This is a genomic window from Pseudomonas sp. P5_109 (assembly GCF_034009455.1).
In the GTDB taxonomy this organism is placed as follows: Bacteria; Pseudomonadota; Gammaproteobacteria; order Pseudomonadales; family Pseudomonadaceae; genus Aquipseudomonas.
This window is the reverse complement of the sequence record NZ_CP125380.1, coordinates 1,357,643-1,381,799: the sequence shown is the minus strand read 5'-3', so window position 1 is coordinate 1,381,799 and position 24,157 is coordinate 1,357,643. Positions and strand designations below refer to the sequence as shown.

Annotated in this window: 21 protein-coding genes; 1 reads left to right on the top strand and 20 read right to left on the bottom strand. The window is 59.3% G+C overall.

The genetic code is table 11. From position 1 onward, the window contains the following. Window positions 1–26 precede the first annotated feature (26 nt). From surE to QMK54_RS06005, 5 genes are all read right to left on the bottom strand, one after another. Window positions 27–776 (bottom strand): 5'/3'-nucleotidase SurE, encoded by a 750-nt coding sequence (gene surE, locus QMK54_RS06025; protein WP_110658035.1) that lies wholly within the window; start codon window positions 774–776, stop codon window positions 27–29. Next, the gene (gene truD / locus QMK54_RS06020) at window positions 764–1,822 is read right to left on the bottom strand and encodes a tRNA pseudouridine(13) synthase TruD (RefSeq protein WP_223593229.1); all 1,059 of its coding nucleotides are present in this window, start codon (window positions 1,820–1,822) and stop codon (window positions 764–766) included. The genes surE and truD overlap by 13 nt, the downstream gene beginning before the upstream one ends. Further along, window positions 1,819–2,292 (bottom strand): 2-C-methyl-D-erythritol 2,4-cyclodiphosphate synthase, encoded by a 474-nt coding sequence (gene ispF, locus QMK54_RS06015; protein WP_110658031.1) that lies wholly within the window; start codon window positions 2,290–2,292, stop codon window positions 1,819–1,821. The genes truD and ispF overlap by 4 nt, the downstream gene beginning before the upstream one ends. Before the next feature lie 43 nt (window positions 2,293–2,335). Next, window positions 2,336–3,181 carry an S-formylglutathione hydrolase gene (gene fghA, locus QMK54_RS06010; RefSeq protein ID WP_320402217.1) on the bottom strand — a complete coding sequence of 282 codons (846 nt, stop codon included), beginning with the start codon at window positions 3,179–3,181 and terminating at the stop codon, window positions 2,336–2,338. An 88-nt stretch (window positions 3,182–3,269) separates the two neighbouring features. Beyond that, on the bottom strand, window positions 3,270–4,382 hold the full coding sequence (locus QMK54_RS06005; RefSeq protein WP_060541048.1) for an S-(hydroxymethyl)glutathione dehydrogenase/class III alcohol dehydrogenase: 1,113 nt from the start codon (window positions 4,380–4,382) through the stop codon (window positions 3,270–3,272). 107 nt (window positions 4,383–4,489) lie between these two features. Between QMK54_RS06005 and QMK54_RS06000 the strand changes: the two genes are divergently transcribed. Next, window positions 4,490–5,386 carry a LysR substrate-binding domain-containing protein gene (locus QMK54_RS06000; RefSeq protein WP_320402216.1) on the top strand — a complete coding sequence of 299 codons (897 nt, stop codon included), beginning with the start codon at window positions 4,490–4,492 and terminating at the stop codon, window positions 5,384–5,386. Window positions 5,387–5,550: 164 nt separating this feature from the next. On the opposite strand, the gene ispD is transcribed toward QMK54_RS06000, so the two are convergent. The 15 genes from ispD to bamA all read right to left on the bottom strand — a co-directional run bounded on the left by ispD (window position 5,551) and on the right by bamA (window position 24,118). Next, on the bottom strand, window positions 5,551–6,258 hold the full coding sequence (ispD, locus tag QMK54_RS05995) for a 2-C-methyl-D-erythritol 4-phosphate cytidylyltransferase (RefSeq protein WP_110662814.1): 708 nt from the start codon (window positions 6,256–6,258) through the stop codon (window positions 5,551–5,553). Then, a complete protein-coding gene (ftsB, locus tag QMK54_RS05990; protein WP_110662812.1) occupies window positions 6,255–6,533 on the bottom strand; it encodes a cell division protein FtsB in 279 nt (92 codons plus the stop codon). Before ftsB ends, ispD begins: the two co-directional genes overlap by 4 nt. 169 nt (window positions 6,534–6,702) lie before the next feature. Beyond that, window positions 6,703–7,992, bottom strand: a complete 1,290-nt coding sequence (gene eno, locus QMK54_RS05985) for a phosphopyruvate hydratase (RefSeq protein ID WP_103394437.1) — start codon at window positions 7,990–7,992, stop codon at window positions 6,703–6,705. A gap of 144 nt (window positions 7,993–8,136) precedes the next feature. Further along, a complete protein-coding gene (gene kdsA, locus QMK54_RS05980; RefSeq protein ID WP_320402215.1) occupies window positions 8,137–8,982 on the bottom strand; it encodes a 3-deoxy-8-phosphooctulonate synthase in 846 nt (281 codons plus the stop codon). A gap of 6 nt (window positions 8,983–8,988) precedes the next feature. Next, window positions 8,989–10,620, bottom strand: coding sequence for a CTP synthase (locus QMK54_RS05975; RefSeq protein WP_110657475.1), 1,632 nt, complete (start codon window positions 10,618–10,620; stop codon window positions 8,989–8,991). A gap of 274 nt (window positions 10,621–10,894) precedes the next feature. Next, window positions 10,895–12,223 (bottom strand): tRNA lysidine(34) synthetase TilS, encoded by a 1,329-nt coding sequence (gene tilS, locus QMK54_RS05970; protein ID WP_320402214.1) that lies wholly within the window; start codon window positions 12,221–12,223, stop codon window positions 10,895–10,897. A 133-nt stretch (window positions 12,224–12,356) separates the two neighbouring features. Beyond that, complete coding sequence (locus QMK54_RS05965) at window positions 12,357–13,304, bottom strand: acetyl-CoA carboxylase carboxyltransferase subunit alpha (protein WP_103394434.1); 948 nt, start codon at window positions 13,302–13,304, stop codon at window positions 12,357–12,359. 139 nt (window positions 13,305–13,443) lie between these two features. Next, window positions 13,444–16,965 carry a DNA polymerase III subunit alpha gene (dnaE, locus tag QMK54_RS05960; protein WP_110657479.1) on the bottom strand — a complete coding sequence of 1,174 codons (3,522 nt, stop codon included), beginning with the start codon at window positions 16,963–16,965 and terminating at the stop codon, window positions 13,444–13,446. 76 nt (window positions 16,966–17,041) lie between these two features. Continuing rightward, window positions 17,042–17,668: a ribonuclease HII gene (rnhB, locus tag QMK54_RS05955; RefSeq protein WP_110657482.1), complete on the bottom strand. Its 627-nt coding sequence runs from the start codon at window positions 17,666–17,668 to the stop codon at window positions 17,042–17,044. A gap of 11 nt (window positions 17,669–17,679) precedes the next feature. Continuing rightward, the gene (gene lpxB / locus QMK54_RS05950; protein WP_320402213.1) at window positions 17,680–18,810 is read right to left on the bottom strand and encodes a lipid-A-disaccharide synthase; all 1,131 of its coding nucleotides are present in this window, start codon (window positions 18,808–18,810) and stop codon (window positions 17,680–17,682) included. A 2-nt stretch (window positions 18,811–18,812) separates the two neighbouring features. Next, a complete protein-coding gene (lpxA, locus tag QMK54_RS05945; protein ID WP_110657485.1) occupies window positions 18,813–19,589 on the bottom strand; it encodes an acyl-ACP--UDP-N-acetylglucosamine O-acyltransferase in 777 nt (258 codons plus the stop codon). After that, entirely contained in the window at window positions 19,586–20,026 is a 441-nt protein-coding gene (gene fabZ / locus QMK54_RS05940) for a 3-hydroxyacyl-ACP dehydratase FabZ (protein ID WP_007978374.1), read from the bottom strand. The genes lpxA and fabZ overlap by 4 nt, the downstream gene beginning before the upstream one ends. A 108-nt stretch (window positions 20,027–20,134) precedes the next feature. Next, complete coding sequence (lpxD, locus tag QMK54_RS05935) at window positions 20,135–21,190, bottom strand: UDP-3-O-(3-hydroxymyristoyl)glucosamine N-acyltransferase (RefSeq protein ID WP_110657487.1); 1,056 nt, start codon at window positions 21,188–21,190, stop codon at window positions 20,135–20,137. Window positions 21,191–21,193: 3 nt separating this feature from the next. Next, window positions 21,194–21,697 carry an OmpH family outer membrane protein gene (locus QMK54_RS05930; RefSeq protein WP_007990260.1) on the bottom strand — a complete coding sequence of 168 codons (504 nt, stop codon included), beginning with the start codon at window positions 21,695–21,697 and terminating at the stop codon, window positions 21,194–21,196. 45 nt (window positions 21,698–21,742) lie between these two features. Then, entirely contained in the window at window positions 21,743–24,118 is a 2,376-nt protein-coding gene (gene bamA, locus QMK54_RS05925; RefSeq protein WP_110657488.1) for an outer membrane protein assembly factor BamA, read from the bottom strand. Between the last annotated feature and the right edge of the window lie 39 nt (window positions 24,119–24,157).

The window sequence follows — 24,157 nt, the reverse complement described above, 5'->3', positions numbered from 1 at the left end:
CAGCATATCGTCTTGTTCGCGACCCATCAGCGCAGTCCCTCCAGCCAGCCGTCCAGATTTCTGAAGGCGTCATTGAACGTGCGATCCAGTTGCAGCGGCGTGATCGAAACATAACCCTGCATCACTGCGTGGAAATCGGTACCCGGGCCACCGTCTTCGGCATCCCCGGCCGCCGCGATCCAGTAACCGGACTTGCCGCGCGGATCCACCACTTTCATCGGTGCCGCGGCTCGGGCGCGATGGCCCAGGCGAGTCAGCTGGATGCCGCGGATACGGTCCAGCGGCAAATTGGGAATGTTCACGTTCAGTACCGTACGCGGTGGCAGATCCAGGTCAGCATGGGCTTCGACCAGTTTGCGCGCGAAATAGGCAGCTGTGGGAAGGTTATCTACCTGGCGTGAGACCAGCGAAAAGGCAAACGAAGGGTGTTTCAGGAAACGCCCCTCGAGGGCCGCCGCCACCGTACCGGAATACAGCACATCGTCCCCCAGGTTCGCGCCCAGGTTGATACCGGAAACCACCATGTCCGCTTCGCGCTCCAGCAGGCCGTTGAGGCCCAGGTGCACACAATCGGTTGGCGTGCCGTTGAGGCTGATAAAGCCGTTGGCCAGGGTTTGCGGGTGCAACGGACGGTCGAGCGTCAGCGAGCTGCTGGCGCCGCTTTTGTCCTGGTCCGGGGCGATAACCACGCATTCGGTGTAATCCGCCAGCGCAGCATAAAGCGCGGCGAGACCGGGTGCGGTTACCCCATCGTCGTTAGAAATCAGAATACGCATGGGCTGTCCGTCTGCCCCACCGGCACCAGATCAACAAGCTCGCGCACCAATACGGTGGCGAAGCATCCGGCCGGCAGGACGAATTCCAGTTGCAGAATGTCCAGCGAAGGATAATGCCACGTCAACCCACCAATGGGCAGCCGCAGGATGCGACGTTCGTGGCTCATTCCGGCGCTGATCAACCAATCGCGAAGGTCCGCTTCGCGTGCAGCAATCGCCTGCTCCAGTTCATGGACAACGCCCGTGGCCGGCGAGTCACCTTCGCCCCACTGCGGACCGGTCGGGTGCAGATCGAGAATCGCCAGGCGCGGGTCGCTGCACTCGGCTTCGCCTGCCGGGAAAAAGCTGCGGCTGTCGGTAAACGCCAGCAGATCGCCCACCTGGGCACGCTGCCAGGTGCCATCGGCGACACGTGCGGCCAGCACTTGATTGAACAGAAAACTGCGCGCTGTGGAAAGCAGGCGCGAGCGCACGTTGCGCTGCTCCGGCAAGGCCTTGCGCGCGGCCCAGGCGCGAGCATCGACGACGTTGCCGCCGTCATGGCCGAACCGCTGGGCGCCGAAATAATTGGGGATGCCGTGTTTGGCGATCAGTTGCAGACGCTCTTCAAGTGCAGCCTTGTCGCCAGCGAACTGCGTCAGGCGCAAGGTAAAGCCGTTGGCCGAGTGCGCACCGCGTTGCAGCTTGCGCTTGTGGCGGGCGGTCTTGAGGATCTTCAGCGTATCGTTTTCCGCGGCCGACAGATCTGGGTCGGCCTTGCCCGGCAACTGCACGCTGAACCACTGGCGAGTCAACGCCTGACGATCCTTGAGCCCGGCATAACTGACGGTGCGCAATGGCACACCCGCGGCCTTGGCAATCCGCCGCGCCGCTTCCTCTGTGTTCAGACCGCGCTTTTCCACCCAGATCCACAGGTGTTCGCCTTCGCCACTCAGGGGAATGTCGAGAACTTCGTCGACCTGGAAATCTTCCGCGATGGCTTTGAGTACCGCAGTACCCAGGGCTTCACCATAAGCCCGCGGGCCGAGCAATTGCAGTTCGTTCATGCGCGCAGCAACAAGGCAACGGAGTGCACGGCAATGCCTTCTTCGCGACCGACAAAGCCGAGCTTTTCGGTGGTGGTAGCTTTCACGTTCACTTGATCCAACTCTACTTGAAGATCCGCGGCAATCAGCGCGCGCATCGATTCGATATGCGGGGCCATTTTCGGCGCCTGGGCGACGATGGTGTTATCGACGTTGCCGACTTTCCAGCCTTTGGCCTGGACCAGCGCGACGACGTGACGCAACAGCACACGGCTGTCGGCGCCCTTGAATTGTGGGTCGGTATCCGGGAAGTGCTTGCCGATGTCACCCAGCGCAGCGGCGCCGAGCAAGGCATCGCTCAAGGCGTGCAAGAGGACGTCACCGTCAGAGTGAGCGAGCAGCCCGAAGCTGTGTGCAATGCGCACGCCGCCCAGAGTGATGAAATCGCCTTCAGCGAAACGGTGCACATCATAGCCGTGGCCAATACGCATAAAAAAACGCCCCGATTTTTGTCAGGGCGTGATTCTACCTGCATTAGCCAACCAGAGCATGCGCGTGATGCCGCAAGTGGTCGTCAATGAAACTGGCGATGAAGAAATAGCTGTGGTCATAGCCCGGTTGCAGGCGCAACGTCAGCGGGTGACCGGCCAGTTTGGCCGCCTGCTGCAAGGCGTCCGGTTTGAGTTGGTTGGCAAGGAAATCGTCGCGATCACCCTGGTCGACCAACAACGGCAGCTTTTCTTCGGCCTCGGCAATCAATACACAGGCATCCCATTCGCGCCACTTCGAACGGTCCTCGCCCAGATAGCGGGAGAAGGCTTTGTGTCCCCACGGGCAATCCATCGGATTGTTGATGGGCGAGAACGCCGACACCGACAGATAGCGCCCCGGATTGCGCAAGGCGCAGACCAGCGCACCGTGGCCGCCCATGGAGTGACCGCTGATGCCGCGTTTGTCCGACGCAGGGAAATGGGCTTCGACCAATGTCGGCAATTCCTGCACGACATAGTCGTGCATCCGATAGTGACGCGACCAAGGTTCCTGGGTGGCATTCAGATAAAACCCGGCACCGAGGCCGAAGTCCCAGGCGCCGTCCGGATCGCTCGGCACATCAGGACCGCGAGGGCTGGTGTCCGGTGCGACGATGATCAACCCCAACTCGGCGGCCATGCGCATGGCTCCAGCCTTTTGCATGAAGTTCTCGTCGGTGCAGGTCAGGCCGGACAACCAGTACAACACCGGCAGCTTGCCGCCCTGCTCCGCCTGCGGCGGCAGGTAGACGGCGAACACCATGTCGCAACCAAGCACTTCCGAGCGATGGCGATAGCGCTTGTGCCAGCCGCCAAAACTTTTCTGGCAGGAGATGTTTTCCAAACTCATTGCAAACTCCTCACTGAAAACCAAACCCTCAAGCGCCAGGCCGATACGATCTGCTTGCCGCTTGAAGCTTGTAGCTTGCAGCTGCTTCTCAGAAATGGATGACGGAACGGATGCTTTTTCCTTCATGCATCAGGTCAAACGCCTTGTTGATATCTTCCAGACCCATGGTGTGGGTGATGAAGGTATCCAGCGGAATTTCACCGGTCTCGGCCATTTCCACATAGCTCGGCAACTCGGTACGGCCACGTACGCCACCGAACGCCGAACCGCGCCAGACGCGGCCGGTGACCAGTTGGAACGGACGGGTAGCAATTTCCTGGCCGGCACCGGCAACACCGATGATGACCGACTCGCCCCAGCCCTTGTGGCAGCATTCCAGCGCCGCGCGCATCAGTTGCACGTTGCCGATGCACTCAAAGGAAAAATCGACGCCACCATCCGTCATGTCGACGATGACTTCCTGGATCGGACGATCGAAGTCTTTCGGGTTCACGCAATCGGTTGCACCCAACTGTTTGGCGATTTCGAATTTCGCCGGGTTGATGTCGATGGCAATGATGCGCGCAGCCTTGGCTTTCACCGCGCCAATCACCGCCGACAGACCGATGCCGCCGAGGCCGAAAATGGCCACGGTATCACCCGGTTTCACCTTGGCGGTGTTGAGCACCGCACCAATGCCGGTGGTGACGCCACAGCCCAGCAGGCAGACTTTTTCCAGTGGCGCTTCTTTAGCGATCTTCGCTACGGAGATTTCCGGCAGGACCGTGTACTCGGAAAACGTGGACGTCCCCATGTAGTGGAAAATCGTTTCGCCCTTGTAGGAAAAACGCGATGTGCCGTCCGGCATCAAGCCCTTGCCCTGGGTCGCGCGAATCGCCTGGCAGAGGTTGGTTTTGCCCGACAGACAGAATTTGCACTGGCGGCATTCCGGGGTGTACAGCGGGATCACATGGTCGCCGACCGCGACGGACGTTACGCCCTCGCCAATCGCTTCCACGATCGCGCCACCTTCATGGCCGAGGATCGACGGGAAGATGCCCTCCGGATCAGCGCCGGACAGTGTATAGGCATCGGTATGGCAAACACCGGAGGCCACCACGCGCAGCAACACTTCACCCGCCTTGGGCATGGCAACATCGACTTCAACGATCTCCAGAGGTTTCTTGGCCTCGAAGGCAACGGCGGCGCGCGACTTGATCATGGTGGTTCTCCAGTGAATAAAAACGAGACTGGGAGTGTAATACACGGCCCAACGATGAATAATCGAGTCAAATGCAAAATATTATTGCCGTACAGGGATAATCATTCATGTCCGAATATCGCTGGGAAGGGATCGACGAGTTTGTCGCCGTTGCCGAGTGCAGCCAGTTCACCGCGGCTGCGGAACGCCTGGGGGTTTCTTCCTCCCATATCAGTCGACAAATCGTACGCCTCGAAGAGCGCCTGCAAACCCGCTTGCTCTACCGCAGTACCCGCCGTGTCACGCTGACCGAGGCTGGGCAAACCTTCCTGCAACATTGCCAACGCTTGCAGGACGGTCGCGAAGAAGCGCTGCGAGCAGTGGGTGACTTGACCAGCGAACCCAAAGGCATGCTGCGCATGACGTGTGCCGTGGCTTACGGTGAACGCTTCATCGTGCCGCTGGTGACGCGTTTCATGGGGCTGTATCCGCAACTGCGAGTCGACATTGAATTGACCAACCGCCAACTCGACCTGGTCCATGACGGCCTTGATCTGGCGATCCGCCTCGGACGCCTGCAGGATTCACGGCTGGTCGCCGCCCGCCTCGCGCCACGGCGCATGTTTCTCTGCGCATCCCCTTCTTACCTTGAACACTATGGCCGGCCGCACAGCCTGTCGGAGCTCAGCCGCCACAACTGCCTCATTGGCAGCTCGGACTTATGGCAACTGGAGCAGAACGGGCGGGAATTTTCGCAACGGGTGCAGGGAAACTGGCGTTGCAACAGTGGGCAAGCGGTACTGGATGCCGCGCTACAGGGCGTGGGGTTGTGTCAGTTGCCGGATTATTACGTGCTGGAGCACTTGAAAAGCGGTGCGTTGATTTCGTTGCTGGAGGCGCATCAGCCGCCGAACACCGCGGTTTGGGCGTTGTATCCACAGCAACGGCATTTGTCGCCGAAGGTGAGAAAGCTGGTGGATTATTTGAAGGAGGGGTTGGCGGAAAGGCCAGAGTATCGGGGTTAGAACCCGAGTGTGATTCAGTGCAGGATTGGTTGAATTAGACACCGCTTTCGCGAGCAAGCCCGCTCCCACAGGGGGTACAGTGTTGCCCACAAACATTGCGCCAACACCGATCAAATGTGGGAGCGGGCTTGCTCGCGAAAGCTATACGACAGACGCCACAGCAATCAGCGACGATTGGCCCAACGCTGACGCAACCACTCCAAATCCTCAGGACGCGTCACCTTGAGGTTGTCGGATCGCCCTTCGATCAGCCGCGGTGCGGAACCGGCCCACTCCATGGCCGAGGCTTCATCGGTGACCACCGCATCCGCCACCAGACTGTCCGCCAAAGCCCGATGCAACGCCCCGAGGCGAAACATCTGCGGCGTATAAGCCTGCCAGATCACGCTGCGATCCACGGTTTCGACCACACGACCGTGCTTGTCGACCCGCTTGAGCGTATCCCGCGCCGGAACCGCCAACAAACCACCGACCGGATCATCCGCCAGTTCGCCCAACAATTTATCGAGATCATCACGGGCCAGATTCGGCCGTGCGGCATCGTGAACCAGTACCCAATCCTCATCATCGGCGCCCTGCGCATGCAAATGCAGCAAGGCGTTGAGCACCGACCCGGAACGCTCGGAACCGCCCTCGACCCGGGCAATACGCGGGTCACTGGCACACGCCAGGTTCGGCCAATAAGGATCGTCAACAGCAACACTGACTACCAAACCTTTCAGGCCTGGATGATCGAGGAAACAGCCGAGGCTGTGTTCGAGAATAGTGCGCCCGCCCAGTTGCAAGTATTGCTTGGGACGGTCCGCAGCCATACGGGCACCGACGCCCGCGGCAGGAATCACGGCCCAGAAGGCCGGTAACGAATTAATCATTGGGCCAACTGGTAAAGGGTTTCACCGTCCTTGACCATGCCCAACTCATGGCGAGCCCGCTCTTCAACGGTCTCCATGCCTTTTTTCAACTCACTGACTTCGGCGTCCATCACCCGATTGCGCTCAAGCAACACCTGGTTCTCAGCTTGCTGGTCCGCAATCTGCTGATTCAACTCGGCCACTTGCGCCAGGCTGCCATTTCCCACCCACAGGCGGTACTGCAGGCCAGCCAGCAACAAAAGCAGGATGAGGAACAACCAATTGGGACTGCGCATCGAATATCAGGTATCCAGTGAAAAAAGACAGCCATGCCAAACGTGAAGCTTCTGATAGCACGAAGCCTGGAAGAACCAGGCTTGTGCTTATAAGGCATCAGATTAGTGGCAAAAACGTCGCTGTAGCGATTTTTCCGACACAATCCGCTGACTTTTTACCAGCAATCGCTCAACCGCGGAACTCGCCGCGACCGTTGTACTTGGCTTTGCCGTTCAACTGCTCTTCGATACGCAGCAGTTGGTTGTACTTGGAAACGCGGTCGGAACGGCACAGGGAGCCGGTCTTGATCTGGCCAGCCGAAGTGCCCACGGCCAGGTCGGCAATGGTCGAATCTTCGGTTTCGCCGGAGCGGTGCGAGATCACGGCGGTGTAACCGGCAGCCTTGGCCATCTGGATGGCTTCCAGGGTTTCGGTCAGGGTGCCGATCTGGTTGAACTTGATCAGGATCGAGTTGGCGATCTTTTTGTCGATGCCTTCTTTCAGGATCTTGGTGTTGGTCACGAACAGGTCGTCGCCTACCAGTTGGACTTTCTCGCCGATCTTGTCGGTGAGGATTTTCCAGCCAGCCCAGTCGGACTCGTCCAGGCCATCTTCGATGGAGATGATCGGGTAACGCTCGGTCAGGCCTTTGAGGTAGTCAGCAAAACCTTCGGCGGTGAACACCTGGCCTTCGCCGGACAGGTTGTACTTGCCGTCTTCGTAGAATTCGCTGGCCGCGCAGTCCAGGGCCAGGGTCACGTCGGTGCCCAGCTTGTAACCGGCGTTGGCCACGGCTTCGGAGATCACTTTCAAAGCGTCTTCGTTGGAAGCCAGGTTCGGCGCGAAACCACCTTCGTCACCGACGGCAGTGCTCAGGCCACGGGCCTTCAGCACGGCTTTGAGGTGGTGGAAAATCTCGGTGCCCATGCGCAGACCTTCCGAGAAAGACTTGGCGCCAACCGGCTGAACCATGAATTCCTGGATGTCGACGTTGTTATCGGCGTGCTCGCCGCCGTTGATGATGTTCATCATCGGAACCGGCATCGAGTAGACACCCGGGGTGCCGTTCAGGTTGGCGATGTGAGCGTACAGCGGCAGGTCCTGGTCCTGTGCTGCTGCCTTGGCCGCGGCCAGGGAAACGGCGAGGATCGCGTTGGCGCCCAGGGAGCCTTTGTTTTCAGTACCGTCGAGCTTGATCATTGCCAGATCGAGTGCTTTCTGGTCGCTTGGGTCCATGCCTTTCAACAGGTCGCGGATCGGACCGTTGATGTTGGCTACGGCCTTCAGAACACCCTTGCCCAAGTAACGGCTCTTGTCGCCATCACGCAGCTCGAGCGCTTCACGCGAGCCAGTGGAAGCACCGGACGGCGCGCAGGCACTGCCGATGATGCCGTTGTCGAGAAGCACGTCCGCTTCCACGGTGGGATTGCCACGGGAGTCGAGAACTTCACGACCTTTGATGTCGACGATTTTAGCCATTGTTGTAAACACTCCAAAGTTGACGAAAACGCTACTGCTCGATTTATAACTCGTAGGTCACATCTGTACGAGCCGGCTTGCTGGCGATGGCGCCCGTGAGGACGCTATCGCCAGCAAGCCGGCTCCTACAACCGGATTCTGATGTTACGCGGTTTCTACCGTCGGAAAACTCTTCACCAGTTCGTCCAAAGCCTTGAGCTGGGCCAGGAATGGCTCCAGTTTGTCCAGGCGCAAGGCGCAAGGACCGTCGCATTTGGCGTTGTCCGGATCCGGGTGGGCTTCCAGGAACAGGCCTGCCAGCGACTGGCTCATGCCGGCCTTCGCCAGGTCGAGGACCTGGGCACGACGACCGCCAGCGGAATCGGCGCGACCACCCGGCATTTGCAGGGCGTGGGTCACGTCGAAGAACACCGGGTATTCGAACTGCTTCATGATGCCGAAGCCGAGCATGTCGACGACCAGGTTGTTGTAGCCAAAGCTTGAACCGCGCTCGCAGAGGATCAACTGATCGTTACCCGCTTCCACGCACTTGTTCAGGATGTGCTTCATTTCCTGTGGCGCGAGGAACTGGGCTTTCTTGATGTTGATCACTGCGCCCGTCTTGGCCATCGCGACCACGAGGTCGGTCTGGCGCGACAGGAAGGCCGGCAACTGGATGATGTCGCAGATTTCAGCGACGACCGCGGCCTGCTCAGGCTCGTGGACGTCGGTGATGACCGGCACGCCGAAGGCTTGCTTGATGTCCTGGAAGATGCGCATGCCTTCTTCCAGGCCAGGACCACGATAGGAGGTCACAGAAGACCGGTTGGCCTTGTCGAAACTGGCCTTGAACACGTAAGGGATACCGAGCTTTTCGGTGACCTTCACATACTCTTCGCAAACCTGCATGGCCATGTCACGGCTTTCCAGCACGTTCATGCCGCCGAACAGCACCATGGGTTTGTCGTTGGCAATCTCGATGTCGCCGACGCGGATGATCTTCTGTGCCATCGGGGGTTACGCCTTCTTCTGGTGTTGAGTCAACGCTGCCTTGACGAAACCGCTGAACAGCGGGTGACCGTCACGCGGTGTCGAGGTGAACTCAGGGTGGAACTGGCAAGCGACGAACCATGGATGATCCGGTGCTTCAACCACTTCAACCAGCGCGCCGTCACCGGAACGACCGGAGATTTTCAAACCGGCTTCCATGATTTGCGGCAGCAGGTTGTTGTTCACTTCGTAGCGGTGACGGTGACGCTCGACGATCACGTCCTTGCCGTAGCAACCGTGGACCAGGGAACCCGGCTCCAGCAGGCAATCCTGTGCGCCGAGGCGCATGGTGCCGCCCAGGTCGGAGGTTTCGGTACGGGTTTCGACAGCACCGGTGGCATCTTCCCACTCGGTGATCAGGCCCACGACCGGGTGGCCACTGGCACGATCGAACTCGGTGGAGTTGGCGTCTTTCCAGCCCATCACGTTACGTGCGAACTCGATAACGGCCACTTGCATGCCCAGGCAGATGCCCAGGTACGGAACCTTGTTTTCGCGAGCGTATTGAACGGCAGTGATCTTGCCTTCAACGCCACGCAGACCGAAGCCGCCAGGCACCAGGATGGCGTCGACGCCTTCGAGCAGCGCGGTGCCCTGGTTCTCGATGTCTTCGGAATCGATGTAGCGCAGGTTGACCTTTGTACGGTTGCTGATGCCGGCATGGCTCATCGCTTCGATCAGCGACTTGTACGCGTCCAGCAGCTCCATGTATTTGCCGACCATGGCGATGGTGACTTCGTGCTCAGGGTTGAGCTTGGCGTCGACCACGGCTTCCCACTCGGACAGGTCGGCACCGCCGCATTGCAGGCCGAAGCGCTCGACGACGAAATCGTCCAGGCCCTGGGAGTGCAGGATGCCCGGGATCTTGTAGATGGTGTCGGCGTCTTCCAGCGCGATCACCGCACGTTCTTCAACGTTGGTGAATTGCGCGATCTTGCGACGCGACGAGACATCGATCGGGTGATCGGAGCGGCACACCAGCACGTCTGGTTGCAGGCCGATGGAACGCAGTTCCTTGACCGAGTGCTGGGTTGGCTTGGTCTTGGTTTCGCCGGCAGTGGCGATGTACGGAACCAGGGTCAGGTGCATCAGCATCGCGCGCTTGGCGCCGACTTCGAAACGCAACTGGCGGATGGCTTCGAGGAACGGTTGCGACTCGATGTCACCCACGGTGCCACCGATCTCGACCATTGCCACGTCAGCGTCGCCGGCACCCTTGATGATGCGGCGCTTGATTTCGTCGGTGATGTGCGGGATCACCTGGATGGTTGCACCCAGGTAGTCACCACGGCGCTCCTTGCGCAGGACGTGTTCGTAGACACGGCCGGTGGTGAAGTTGTTGTTCTGGGTCATGGTCGTGCGGATGAACCGCTCGTAGTGGCCCAGGTCCAGGTCGGTCTCGGCGCCGTCGTGGGTGACGAACACTTCACCGTGCTGGAACGGGCTCATGGTGCCCGGGTCGACGTTGATGTACGGGTCCAGCTTCAGCATGGTGACCTTAAGTCCCCGCGCCTCCAGGATGGCCGCCAATGATGCCGATGCAATGCCTTTCCCCAATGAAGAAACAACACCGCCCGTGACGAATATGTAGCGCGTCATGAAAAACCCTAGAAGTCTGCGTTAAAGCGGTCCGAGCCGCCGGGGAAAGCGAAGGAAGGCCGAAGCCCCCGATCACCTGCATTAATCACAGTGCACCTTTCAAAAAAACCGCCGCGTTGGGACAGACCGGGAAATGAATCACCGGTTCGTTGCTCGCTACACATTTTTTGGAATCGCCCAGCAAAGACTGCTTGGTAATCGGCAACTCCTGCAATTCAGGCGAATCCACAGAAGTTGTATCAAGAAGGGAGCGTAGTCTACCGGAAAGCCCCTTTCAGCTCAAACCTTGATCTTCGTTCAGTGGCTGCCAATGCAAATGCCAGTCGCCGAGCGCACCACCATCGAGCCCCTTGAGGTTCGCTACCGCCAGCAATTGGCCGTCTTTGTAGAGCAGCGGCAATCTGCCGCGCACGAAGGACGGCACACCGCTTTCATTGAGCAAACGTTTCAGGTCCCGATGCCCGCGGTTCGGCAAATCCATTACCTCACCGCCTTCACGATAGCGGATCTGCACAGGGCCATCGGGGATTTTGCCTCTGAGCGTGAGAGCGCCGTTGCCTGGCAACACCAGCGGCAGAGCGGGGTCCAGCCATGTTCCTGCAACGGGCAACGAATTCAGCCAGGCACCGGACAACCACCAGACACGCCCGCCGGCCCGATGCAACTCGCCCTGCGCCAAGCGCCAGATCGGTCGGGCATCACCGGTGGCATCACGCAAATCCTCCCAACCCGACCAGTGGTCACTGTCCGGCAGTCGCGTGCGTGGTTCCAACCAGCGACTGAGTGCATTTCGCTGGCGTGCGACCGAGAGTTTTTCCAGTGCTGCCAGCTCCAGAGACGGCAAGCCCAGCCACTCGAAATCACTGACCGTACTCGCCAGGCTCAAATCGATGTCCGCCAGATCATCGAGCAATGCCTGCGCCTCACTCAAGTGCGCAGCGCTGCGAGCCATGGTCGCCACCGCTTGCGGCCAGCGCGAGGTCAACCCAGGAAACACCTGATGCCGCAGGTAGTTGCGCGAGTACTGCCGATCCTCGTTCGAAGGATCTTCGATCCAGCTCAAGCCTTGCTCAATGGCATAGGCCTCCAGCTCAGCCCGCGTGACGTCGAGCAATGGCCGCAGCAAATGCCCCACACCCAATGGGCGTTGACGCGGCATACCCGATAGTCCGCGCACACCGGCCCCACGCAGCAATCGGAACAGCAGGGTTTCCGCCTGATCGTCGCGGTGCTGGGCCGTCAGCAGCACTTCACCGGGCTGAACGGTTTCAGTGAAGGCGTGATATCGCGCATCCCGAGCTGCACGTTCAAGGCTCGCACCCGGTTGCACCTGCACGTGAACCACTTGCAGCGGCACGCCCAGCGCAGCGCATACAGAACGACAATGTTCCGGCCACGCATCAGCCACGGCTTGCAGGCCGTGATGCACGTGGATGGCGCTCAGCGCCGGCAGGGATTGGGTTTTTGCGAGGTGTGCAAGCAGGTGCAGCAGGACAGTGGAGTCGAGGCCGCCGGAGAAGGCAATGCGCCAGGCCGGAGCGTTGCGCCACGGTTTCAGATTCAGCAAAAGCCTGGAAGGCAGATCAATCGCGGGCCGATCCATATCTTTCCCTTTGCACAAATCAAATGTGGGAGCGGGCTTGCTCACGAAGGCGGCCGAACATTCAACACATCAGTTGACTGTCATACCGCTTTCGCGAGCAAGCCCGCTCCCACATGGGCACTGCGTGTTCGACTTAGAGACCGTAGCTCATCAGTCGATCATAACGGCGCTTCAACAACGCATCGTTATCGAACTTCTTCAGCATCGCCAGTTGCGAGCTCAGCTCGGCGCGGATCGATGCAGCGGCGGCGGCCGGGTCACGGTGCGCGCCACCCAATGGCTCGCCAATCACCTTGTCGACGATGCCCAAGCCTTTGAGGCGCTCGGCGGTGATGCCCATCGCTTCAGCGGCATCCGGCGCTTTTTCGGCGGTTTTCCACAGAATCGACGCGCAACCTTCCGGCGAAATCACCGCGTAGGTCGAGTATTGCAGCATGTTCAACTGGTCGCAGACACCAATCGCCAGTGCACCACCGGAACCACCCTCACCGATCACGGTGGCGATGATTGGGGTTTTCAGGCGGGCCATGACACGCAGGTTCCAGGCAATCGCCTCGCTCTGGTTACGCTCTTCAGCGTCGATGCCAGGATAAGCGCCCGGGGTGTCGATGAAGGTCAGGATCGGCATCTTGAAACGCTCGGCCATTTCCATCAGGCGGCAAGCCTTGCGGTAGCCTTCCGGACGCGGCATGCCGAAGTTGCGGCGAACCTTCTCGCGCACTTCACGGCCTTTCTGGTGACCGATGATCATCACCGGCTGGTCGTCCAGGCGGGCAATACCGCCCACGATAGCCGCGTCGTCGGAGAAGTGACGATCACCGTGCAATTCGTCGAACTCGGTGAAGATGTGTTCGATGTAGTCCAGGGTATAAGGACGTTTCGGGTGACGCGCCAGACGTGCGATCTGCCAGCTGGTCAGCTTGCCGAAGATGTCTTCGGTCAGCGTTTTGCTCTTGTCCTGCAGGCGGGAGATCTCATCGCCGATATTCAGCGAATTGTCATTACCGACCAAGCGCAACTCTTCGATCTTGGCTTGCAGGTCGGCGATCGGCTGTTCGAAATCTAGAAAATTCGGGTTCATAGGCGTCCGTCTTGGGTCGAGTCCCAAGGGTTCTTGGGCCGGCCGGTTGTCTATTCGCGCCCTACCTTAAGGGACAGGCGCGTTGAGGTCGAGATTAAAAATTCAGGTTGCGGGCAGGCGTTCTGATATCACCTGCCGCTCAACGGTATTGGAGGAAGACGTTGTCTCGCCCGAACTGGTCACGCAGGGCTTGAATCAACGCATCCGCCGGATCGATTCGCCAGCCTTCGCCGAACTGCAACATGGCCTTCGCATCGGGGCTGGTGTAGTCCATGGTGACCGGGCACGCACCGCGGTGACGCTTCAACAGCTCACCCAGCCAGCGTAGCTGATCGCCCTTGAGGTCCTTGGCATGCAACTTCAGGCGCAGGCTTTCGGCCAGGTTGGTGCGCGCATCCTCCATGCTCATCACCCGCTTGACCCGCAACTTCAGGCCACCGGAGAAGTCGTCATTGCTGACCTCGCCTTCGACCACCACCATGGCGTCGGTCTGCAACAGCGACTGCGCAGCATGGAACGACTCGGAAAACAGCGAGGCCTCGATCCGTCCAGAGCGGTCGTCAAGGGTGATGAACCCCATCTTGTCGCCCTTTTTGTTCTTCATCACCCGCAAGGCGATGATCATCCCGGCGACAGTCTGGGTATCGCGCGCCGGTTTCAGATCGATGATGCGCTGACGGGCAAAACGACGGATTTCACCTTCGTATTCGTCGATCGGGTGACCGGTCAGGTACAGGCCGAGGGTATCTTTCTCCCCTTTCAGGCGTTCCTTGAGGGTCAGTTCCTTGGCCTTGCGGTGGTTGGCGTAGACGTCGGCGTCTGCTTCGACGAACAGACCGCCAAACAGGTCGGAGTGACCGCTGTCCTGGGTGCGCGCAGTCTGTTCGGCCGCCTTGATCGCTTCTTCCATGGCCGTCAGCAGCACCGCGCGATTGCGGTCGATGTTGGCCTGGTAGGCCTTCTGCTCATCGTGGAAATACGGCCCGAGGCGATCCAGCGCACCGCTGCGGATCAAACCGTCGAGGGTGCGCTTGTTGATGCGCTTGAGATCGACTCGTGCGCAGAAATCGAACAGATCCTTGAACGGACCGGCCAGACGCGCCTCGGTGATGGCCTCGACCGGCCCCTCGCCCACGCCCTTGATCGCGCCCAGGCCGTAGATGATCCGGCCTTCGTCGTTCACCGTGAACTTGAATTCGGACGTGTTCACGTCGGGCGCGTCGAGACGCAGCTTCATGGTCCGCACTTCTTCGATCAAGGTCACGACCTTGTCGGTGTTGTGCATATCCGCCGAAAGTACCGCGGCCATGAACGGCGCCGGGTAGTGCGTCTTCAGCCACGCGGTCTGGTACGACACCAGGCCATAGGCGGCAGAGTGGGATTTGTTGAAGCCGTAACCGGCGAATTTTTCCACCAGGTCGAAAATGTTACCGGCGAGGTCGGCGTCGATATTGTTGGTCGCGCAACCTTCAATGAAGCCACCGCGCTGCTTGGCCATTTCCTCGGGTTTTTTCTTACCCATGGCTCGACGCAGCATGTCCGCACCACCGAGGGTGTAACCGGCCATGACCTGGGCAATCTGCATCACCTGTTCCTGATACAGGATGATGCCGTAAGTCGGTGCCAGTACTGGCTTGAGGCCTTCGTACTGGTAGTCCGAGTGCGGGTACGCGAGCTCGGCGCGACCGTGCTTACGGTTGATGAAGTCGTCCACCATGCCCGATTGCAGCGGGCCCGGACGGAACAGTGCTACCAGTGCGATCAAGTCTTCCAGGCAGTCGGGCTTGAGCTTTTTGATCAGCTCCTTCATGCCCCGGGATTCAAGCTGGAACACCGCCGTGGTTTCGGCTTTCTGCAACAGTGTATAGGTCGGCTTGTCGTCCAGCGGGATGAACGCGATATCCAGCGGCGGTTCGTTGACCTTGGCGCGGTCGCGGTTGATGGTTTTCAGCGCCCAGTCGATGATCGTCAGGGTTCGCAGGCCGAGGAAGTCGAACTTCACCAGGCCGGCAGCCTCAACGTCATCCTTGTCGAACTGGGTTACCAGGCCGTCGCCGGCCTCGTCGCAATAGATCGGCGAGAAGTCGGTCAGCTTGGTCGGCGCGATCACCACACCACCGGCGTGCTTGCCGACGTTACGCACAACGCCTTCGAGCTTGCGCGCCATTTCCCAGATTTCCGCGGCTTCTTCATCGACCTTGATGAAGTCGCGCAGGATCTCTTCCTGTTCGTAGGCCTTTTCCAGGGTCATGCCGACTTCGAACGGAATCATCTTCGACAGACGGTCCGCCAGGCCATAGGACTTGCCCTGCACCCGCGCCACGTCGCGGACCACAGCCTTCGCCGCCATGGAACCGAAGGTGATGATCTGGCTTACCGCGTTACGGCCATACTTCTCGGCCACGTAGTCGATCACCCGGTCACGACCGTCCATGCAGAAGTCGACGTCGAAGTCGGGCATCGATACCCGTTCCGGGTTGAGGAAACGTTCGAACAGCAGGTCATATTCCAGCGGGTCGAGGTCGGTGATCTTCTGCACATAGGCCACCAGCGACCCGGCACCCGATCCACGGCCAGGACCTACCGGCACGCCGTTGTTCTTGGCCCACTGGATAAAGTCCATCACGATCAGGAAGTAACCGGGGAAGCCCATCTGGATGATGATATCCAGCTCGAAATTCAGCCGGTCGACATAGACCTGACGCTTGGCCTCGTAGTCTTCGGTGGTGTCTTTGGGCCACAGTACTGCCAGCCGTTCCTCCAGACCGTCGAACGAGACCTTGCGGAAGTACTCGTCGATGGTCATGCCATCGGGGATCGGGAAGTTGGGCAGGAAGTGCGTGCCCAGCTTCACTTCGATGTTGCAGCGCTTGGCGATCTCGACGGTGTTTTCCAGCGCTTCGGGAATGTCGCTGAACAGCTCGGCCATTTCATCGGCGCTTTTGAGGTACTGCTGGTCGCTGTAGTTCTTCGAACGCCGCGGATCGTCGAGGGCACGGCCTTCGCCGATGCAGACGCGGGTTTCGTGGGCGGCGAAGTCTTCCTGCTTGATGAAGCGCACGTCGTTGGTCGCCACCAGCGGTGCACCGAGCTTCTCGGCCAGCGCCACGGCGCCGTGCAGTTGTTCTTCATCGTTGGGGCGGCTGGTGCGCTGGATTTCCAGGTAGAAACGATCCGGAAACACGTCCATCCATTCGCGGGCCAGGGTTTCGGCCTCGGCGGGGTTGCCGCTGAGCATGGCCTGGCCGATCTCGCCCTCTTTTGCCGCCGACAGCATGATCAAGCCAGCATTGGCTTCAGCCACCCATTCGCGCTCGATGATGACCGCGCCATTGCGCTGACCATCGATAAAGCCGCGGGAAATCAGCTCGGTAAGGTTGCGATAGCCTTCAGCATTCATCACCAGCAGGCTGATCCGGCTCAGCGGGTTGTCCGGATCCTTGTTCGACAGCCACAGGTCGGCGCCGCAGATCGGCTTGATTCCGGCACCCATGGCGTTTTTATAGAATTTGACCAGAGAACACATGTTGTTCTGGTCGGTGACCGCTACGGCAGGCATGTTCATGCCGACCAGGGTCTTGACCAGCGGCTTGATCCGCACCAGACCGTCGACCAGGGAGTATTCAGTGTGCAGGCGTAGGTGAACGAATGAAGCCGGCATAGTGATCCTGTCTGTGAACGTGAAAACAACAAGGCCCGGATTGTACCGGGCCTTGAGTAAAACATCAGCCTTGCGACTAACTCTCGATCAATCCTTCGCGAGCCTCATATGCCAGCCGCACAGGGGCAAACGAACGCCGATGAATCGGGGTCGGCCCAAGCCGTGCCAGTGCTTCCAGATGAACGGGCGTCGGGTAACCTTTATGGCCGCCGATGCCGTAACCCGGGTAGATCAATTCGAACGCGGCCATTTCACGATCACGGCTGACCTTGGCCAGAATCGATGCGGCGGCGATGGCGGGGACCTTGCTATCGCCCTTGACCACGGCCTCGGAGCGCATCGGCAGCTTCGGGCAGCGGTTGCCGTCGATCATCGCCAGCTTCGGCTGGACATGCAGCCCCGCGACCGCACGCTGCATGGCCAACATGGTGGCGTGGAGGATATTCAGTTCATCGATTTCTTCGACTTCGGCGCGAGCGATGCACCAGCTCAGGGCTTTTTCGCAGATTTCGTCGTAGAGCTTCTCGCGACGGGCCTCGGTGAGTTTCTTCGAGTCGTTCAGCCCGAGGATCGGGCGGTTCGGGTCAAGAATCACCGCCGCCGTCACCACCGCGCCACAGAGCGGGCCGCGACCGACTTCATCGACGCCGGCAACCAACTCCTCGACTTCAGCCACCAAAGTGAAATCCAGCCCCATCTGCATGCTTGTTTTACTCATTTAACTTGGCCGATCAGGTTCAGCACTGCGTCCGCAGCCTGGTTGGAGGCATCCAGACGCAGGGTTCGGTGAATTTCGTCAAAACCACGAGTCTGCTCTTCCCCACCCTCGATCAGCGGCGACAAAGTCTGGGCCAGCGCTTCGACCGTGGCATCGTCCTGCAACAACTCGGGCACCAACAGACGCTGGGCCAACAAGTTCGGCAGCGAAACGTACGGACTCTTGACCATGCGCTTGAGTATCCAGAACGTCAGTGGCGCCAGGCGGTAGGCGACCACCATCGGCCGCTTGTACAGCAACGCTTCAAGCGTCGCGGTGCCGGAGGCGATCAGCACAGCATCGCAAGCCGCCAAGGCCAGATGGGACTGGCCGTCGAGCAGGGTCAGCGGCAGATCGCGACCGGCCAACAGCTCTTCAAGCTGCGCGCGACGTTGCGGGTTGGCACACGGAACAACAAACCGCACACCCGGGCGCAACGCCCGCAAGCGTTGCGCGGTATCGAGAAACAACGCACCGAGCCGGCCAACTTCACCGCCACGGCTGCCAGGCATCAACGCCACCAGCGGCCCGTCGGGTAAACCGAGTTCGGCTCGTGCAGCAGCGCGATCGGCTTGCAGTGGAATGGCATCGGCCAGCGTATGGCCGACGAACCGCACCGGCACGCCTTTCTCTTCATAGAACTTGGCTTCGAACGGGAACAGCGTGAGCATCAGGTCGCAGCCTTCGCGAATCTTCAGCACGCGTTTCTGCCGCCAGGCCCAGACCGACGGGCTGACGTAATGCACGGTCTTGATCCCGGCCTGGCGCAGTTTGAGTTCGATATTGAGGTTGAAGTCCGGCGCATCGATACCGATGAACACATCGGGCTTCGCGGCGATCAGGTCGGCGACCAGTTTCTTGCGCCGTGCCAGCAACTCACGCAGGCGGCCCAGGACTTCCACCAGCCCCATCACCGACAGACGCTCCATCGGGAAGTACGGGATCATGCCCTCGGCCTGCATCAGCGGACCGCCAACACCAATGAACTCGACGGCCGGATGACGTGCCTTGAGCGCGCGCATGAGACCCGCACCCAGAATGTCACCGGAAGCCTCACCCGCTACCAGCGCAATACGCAGATTGGCCATGGTTAGCGAGTGATGCCGCGAGTCGAAGACTGGATGGAGTCACGGAACACCGCCACTTCCGGATACTGGGCCGACGACTCGGCCAGCTCGGCGAGTGCCTGCTCCACGGTCAGGCCCTGGCGGTAAACCACCTTGTAGGCACGACGCAGCGCGTGGATCGCCTCTTCGCTGAAACCGCGACGGCGCATGCCCTCGAAGTTCATGCTCCGGGCTTCAGCCGGGTTGCCGAACACCGTGACATACGCAGGAACATCCTTGCCGATTGCCGTACCCATGCCTGAAAAGCTGTGGGCACCGATGTGGCAATACTGGTGAACCAGGGTAAAGCCGGAGAGGATTGCCCAGTCTTCCACGTGCACATGGCCCGCCAAGGCGGTGTTGTTCACCAGGATGCAGTGGTTGCCGATAACGCTGTCATGGCCAATATGGGCATACGCCATGATCAGGTTGTGATCGCCCAGGGTCGTTTCCGAACGGTCCTGGATGGTGCCACGGTGAATCGTCACGCCTTCACGGATGACGTTGTGATCACCGATCACAAGGCGGGTTTCCTCGCCCTTGTACTTCAGGTCAGGCGTGTCTTCACCCACCGAGGAAAACTGGTAGATGCGATTGTGCTTACCAATTCGGGTCGGGCCCTTGAGGATCACGTGCGGCCCGATGACTGTCCCCTCGCCGATTTCCACACCTGCGCCGACGATCGACCACGGGCCGACCTCGACGCCGTCAGCCAGAACGGCTGTCGGATCGATGATTGCACGAGGGTCAATCAAACTCATAGCTTGCGTTCCGCACAGATGATTTCAGCGGAGCAGACCGGTTTGCCATCGACCGAAGCCTGGCATTCGAATTTCCAGATCTGACGCTTGCAGCTGATGAACTTGGCTTCAAGGATCAACTGATCGCCTGGCAGAACGGGCTGGCGGAAGCGCAGCTTGTCGGAACCGACGAAGTAATAAAGCGTGCCGTCGGCCGGTTTCACGTCGAGCATTTTGAAACCAAGGATCCCGGCAGCCTGAGCCATTGCTTCGATGATCAATACGCCCGGCATGATTGGATGCGCAGGGAAGTGACCATTGAAGAACGGCTCGTTGATGCTGACATTCTTGTAGGCGCGAATGCGCTTGCCTTCAACATCCAGCTCCACTACCCGGTCCACCAGCAGGAACGGGTAACGGTGAGGCAGGTATTCGCGAATCTCGTTGATGTCCATCATTTCGGGGGGAAGCCTATGTAAAGATTGGGAGCGCGCGACTGACGCACGTTCCGCTAGCAAATCAAGGAGGCAGTCTAGCGGCTGTGCACACTTGATATGGAAATGGTATCAGCCATCTGATGAAGCATTACCGTCAGGGGTCACTTCCCCTACTTGCTTTTCCAGCTGGCGCAGACGCCGCGCGATGTCATCGAGCTGACGAATGCGTGCCGCGCTTTTGCGCCACTCGGCTGCCGGCTGCATAGCCGTACCGGAAGAATAGGCACCTGGCTCGGTAATCGAGTGGGTCACCATGGTCATCCCGGTGAGGAAAACGTTGTCGCAAATTTCGATATGCCCCACCAGGCCTACGCCACCGGCGAGCATGCAATGCTTGCCGATCTTGGTGCTGCCGGAGATCCCGACACAGGCCGCCATGGCGGTGTGATCACCCACCTGAACGTTATGGGCAATCTGGATCTGGTTATCGAGCTTCACACCGTTGCCGATGATGGTATCGGCCAAAGCACCGCGGTCAATAGCGGTATTCACGCCAATTTCCACATCATCGCCGATCAGCACACCACCGACCTGGGCGATTTTCTGCCAGATACCCTTTTCATTGGCAAAGCCAAAACCTTCGCCGCCGAGCACCGCGCCGGACTGAATGACAACCCGTTTGCCGACGCGGACATCGTGATACAAGGTCACGCGCGGCGCGAGCCAGCCACCCTCACCCACCACGCTGCGAGCGCCGATGAAGCAATGCGCGCCGACAGTCGTACCGGCGCCAACCTGCGCTGCGCTTTCGATCACCACAAAAGCACCGATACTTGCCGTTGGATCGACTACCGCATCCGCCGCGATGACCGCCGTCGGATGTATGCCGGCCGCGGCCTTGGGCTTGGGATCGAACAGGTGAGAAACGCGCGCGTAGGCCGCGTACGGATCCGGCACCACCAGCACATCCCCGTTATGACCTTCGGCATCAGCGGCCTTGAGCAACAGGGCTGCAGCCTGACTGCCTGCCAGGTACTTGCGGTATTGGGGATTTGCGAGAAAGCTCAACTGAGCTGGGCCAGCCTCCTGCAAGGTGGCTAGCCCAGTAATTGCTTTCTCGGGGTCGCCACGTAGCGTGGCGCCGAGGAACTCGGCCAGCTGGCCGAGCTTAATGGTCACTGTCATGGATTACTTCAGCTGATTCATGCGCTCGATAACCTGGCGAGTGATGTCGTACTGAGGCTTGACATCAATCACTGCGCCACGCTCGAAGACCAGGTCAAAAGCACCTTTCTTGATGACTTCTTCCACAGCGCTGTCCAGTTTCGGCTTGAGCTGCTTCAGCATTTCACGGTCGGCAACGGCTTTGGCTTCATTCAGCTCCTTGGACTGGAACTGGAAGTCACGGGCCTTTTGCTTGAATTCAAGCTCCAGACGCTCGCGCTCGCCTTGCTGCATTTTGTCGCCACCAGCCATCAGACGGTCCTGAATACCCTTGGCGCTGCTTTCCAGCGTCTTGAGCTTGGTCAGCTGAGGACCGAATTTCTTCTCGGCATCCACGGCGTATTTCTTGGCCGCGTCGGACTCCAGCAAAGCCATCTGATAGTTCAGAACTGCAATTTTCATGTCGGCAAATGCCGGACCAGCGACCAGTACGCTGGCCAGGAGAACCAATTGAGTCAACTTACGCACGATGCACTCCTACAAAATTCATTGTCGTTATCTTGGGTCAGACGCTTAGAACGTCTGGCCGAGGGAAAATTGGAACACTTGAGTCTCGGCGTTATCCGGTTTCTTGACCGGCATGGCCAATGCGAAACTCAAAGGACCCAGTGCGGTGACCCAGGTCACACCCACACCAACAGAACTGGCCATGTTGCTCAGGCTAATGTCGTTGCACTTGGTGTTGGACTTCGTGCCATCAGCGTTTGTGGTATCCGAGCACGAGGAATCGAACACGTTACCCACATCCCAGAATACCGAGGTACGCAGGGAGCGTTGATCCTTGACGAACGGCAGAGGGAAGAGAACCTCCACACCGCCCTGGATCAGGACGTTACCACCGAACGGCAGCGGGTCCTGGTCCGGGTCTGTCGCTGTACCAGGGTTCTTGCCGGTACTTGGCGTACTGCGAGGACCCAGGGTGCTGTCCTTGAAACCACGGACCGAGTTGAAACCACCAGCATAGTAGTTTTCATAGAAAGGCAAACCGTCGGTCGAACCGTAACCATCGCCATAACCCAGCTCGGTGTGCAGGCGCATGGTGTAGTTCTCGGACAACGGCTGGAACAACTGGCCACGGTAATCGAGCTTGAAGAACGACAGGTCGCTGCCTGGAATCGTGGATTCCAGCACCAGGCTCTGGGAATGACCACGGGTGGCGAGCACGCCCTTGTTCAGGGTGGACTCGGACCAGCCGGCCGAAGCCTTGAAGTTCAGGTACTGGTCGCCTTCCTTGTTAACGAAGTCGAAAATCTCGTCAACGGTGTAAACGCCGGTCTTGATCTTGTCCTGCTGTGCAGTCAGGCCGAAGGTCAGTCGCGAAGTCTCGCTGATCGGGTAGCCGACGCTCACGCCTGCACCCAGGCTGTCCACGGCATAGCTCGCTACATCGACGTCGAGGTCTTTGTAGTCGGTAGTGCGATAGAAGGCGTTATAACCCAGGCTCACGCCATCAGCAGTCCAGTAGGGGTCGACATAACCGAAGTTGTAACGACTCTGGTATTCACTTTTGGTCAAACCGACGCTGACCTTGTTACCGGTACCCAGGAAGTTGTTCTGGGTGATCGAACCACCGAGGATCAGACCGGCACTCTGGGCGAAACCGACGCTGGCGGTAATCGAACCGGAGGCTTGCTCTTCAACGCTGTAGTTGACGTCCACCTGGTCATCGACACCCGGCACGGCCGGAGTCTCGACGTTGACTTCCTTGAAGAAGCCCAGGCGTTCCAGACGGGTCTTGGATTGGTCGATCAGGTAGGTCGAAGCCCAGCCGCCTTCCATCTGACGCATTTCACGACGCAGCACTTCGTCTTCGGACTTGGTGTTGCCACGGAAGTTGATGCGGTTCACGTAGGCACGTTTGCCCGGATCGACCGCAAACAGGATGTCTACGGTGTGATCTTCATCGTGCGGTTGAGGCACGCCGTTGACGTTGGCGAAGGTATAACCTTCGTTACCCAGGCGACGGGTGATCAGTTCGGAGGTGGTGGTCATCAGCTTGCGCGAGAACACCTGGCCTTTTTGCACCAGCAGCAGGGACTTGACCTGGTCTTCAGGGACTTTCAGGTCGCCGCTGAGCTTGACGTCACGAACGGTGTATTTCTCGCCTTCGTTGACGTTGACGGTGATGTAGACGTGCTTCTTGTCCGGGGTAATGGAAACCTGGGTCGAAGCGATATCCATGTTGATATAGCCACGATCCAGGTAGTAGGAACGCAGGCGCTCCAGGTCACCGGACAGTTTTTCACGGGCGTACTTGTCATCGTTCTTGAAGAACGACAACCAGTTGGTGGTCTTGAGTTCGAAAAGGTCGATCAGGTCTTCATCGGGGAAGACCGTGTTGCCCACCACGTTGATGTGCTGGATAGCGGCAACGGTACCTTCGTTGATGTTGACCTTCAGGCCAACGCGGTTACGCGGCTGCGGCACCACTTCGGTGTCGACGGTAGCCGAGTAGCGACCCTGGGCGACGTACTGGCGCTGCAGTTCGTTACGCACACCTTCAAGGGTGGCACGCTGGAAGATCTCGCCTTCGGCCAGACCGGATTGCTTGAGGCCTTTCATCAGGTCTTCGGTAGAGATCGCCTTGTTACCTTCGATCTCGATACTGGCAACAGACGGGCGCTCGACTACCGTGATGACCAGGACGTTGCCATCGCGGCCCAGCTGGATATCTTGAAAGAAACCGGTTTTGAACAACGCACGAGTGGATTCCACCAGGCGACGATCATCCGCCTGTTCACCGACGTTCAACGGCAAAGCACCAAAGACGCTACCCGCGGAGACCCGCTGGAGGCCATTGACGCGAATATCAGAGATAGTGAAGGACTCGGCGTGAACTTCGGCGATCATCAATACGGTGAGAACCGCAGTTAGCAGCAGACGTTTCATGAAGTCCTTTCTTATTCCAACTGGCAATAAACAAACTGC

What these genes read in the sequence shown, in the direction of transcription:
- surE (WP_110658035.1), bottom strand. Translation starts at nt 776, where the DNA reads ATGCGTATTCTGATTTCTAACGACGATGGGGTAACCGCACCCGGTCTC.
- truD (WP_223593229.1), bottom strand. Translation starts at nt 1,822, where the DNA reads ATGAACGAACTGCAATTGCTCGGCCCGCGGGCTTATGGTGAAGCCCTG.
- ispF (WP_110658031.1), bottom strand. Translation starts at nt 2,292, where the DNA reads ATGCGTATTGGCCACGGCTATGATGTGCACCGTTTCGCTGAAGGCGAT.
- fghA (WP_320402217.1), bottom strand. Translation starts at nt 3,181, where the DNA reads ATGAGTTTGGAAAACATCTCCTGCCAGAAAAGTTTTGGCGGCTGGCAC.
- QMK54_RS06005 (WP_060541048.1), bottom strand. Translation starts at nt 4,382, where the DNA reads ATGATCAAGTCGCGCGCCGCCGTTGCCTTCGAGGCCAAGAAACCTCTG.
- QMK54_RS06000 (WP_320402216.1), top strand. Translation starts at nt 4,490, where the DNA reads ATGTCCGAATATCGCTGGGAAGGGATCGACGAGTTTGTCGCCGTTGCC.
- ispD (WP_110662814.1), bottom strand. Translation starts at nt 6,258, where the DNA reads ATGATTAATTCGTTACCGGCCTTCTGGGCCGTGATTCCTGCCGCGGGC.
- ftsB (WP_110662812.1), bottom strand. Translation starts at nt 6,533, where the DNA reads ATGCGCAGTCCCAATTGGTTGTTCCTCATCCTGCTTTTGTTGCTGGCT.
- eno (WP_103394437.1), bottom strand. Translation starts at nt 7,992, where the DNA reads ATGGCTAAAATCGTCGACATCAAAGGTCGTGAAGTTCTCGACTCCCGT.
- kdsA (WP_320402215.1), bottom strand. Translation starts at nt 8,982, where the DNA reads ATGGCACAGAAGATCATCCGCGTCGGCGACATCGAGATTGCCAACGAC.
- QMK54_RS05975 (WP_110657475.1), bottom strand. Translation starts at nt 10,620, where the DNA reads ATGACGCGCTACATATTCGTCACGGGCGGTGTTGTTTCTTCATTGGGG.
- tilS (WP_320402214.1), bottom strand. Translation starts at nt 12,223, where the DNA reads ATGGATCGGCCCGCGATTGATCTGCCTTCCAGGCTTTTGCTGAATCTG.
- QMK54_RS05965 (WP_103394434.1), bottom strand. Translation starts at nt 13,304, where the DNA reads ATGAACCCGAATTTTCTAGATTTCGAACAGCCGATCGCCGACCTGCAA.
- dnaE (WP_110657479.1), bottom strand. Translation starts at nt 16,965, where the DNA reads ATGCCGGCTTCATTCGTTCACCTACGCCTGCACACTGAATACTCCCTG.
- rnhB (WP_110657482.1), bottom strand. Translation starts at nt 17,668, where the DNA reads ATGCAGATGGGGCTGGATTTCACTTTGGTGGCTGAAGTCGAGGAGTTG.
- lpxB (WP_320402213.1), bottom strand. Translation starts at nt 18,810, where the DNA reads ATGGCCAATCTGCGTATTGCGCTGGTAGCGGGTGAGGCTTCCGGTGAC.
- lpxA (WP_110657485.1), bottom strand. Translation starts at nt 19,589, where the DNA reads ATGAGTTTGATTGACCCTCGTGCAATCATCGATCCGACAGCCGTTCTG.
- fabZ (WP_007978374.1), bottom strand. Translation starts at nt 20,026, where the DNA reads ATGATGGACATCAACGAGATTCGCGAATACCTGCCTCACCGTTACCCG.
- lpxD (WP_110657487.1), bottom strand. Translation starts at nt 21,190, where the DNA reads ATGACAGTGACCATTAAGCTCGGCCAGCTGGCCGAGTTCCTCGGCGCC.
- bamA (WP_110657488.1), bottom strand. Translation starts at nt 24,118, where the DNA reads ATGAAACGTCTGCTGCTAACTGCGGTTCTCACCGTATTGATGATCGCC.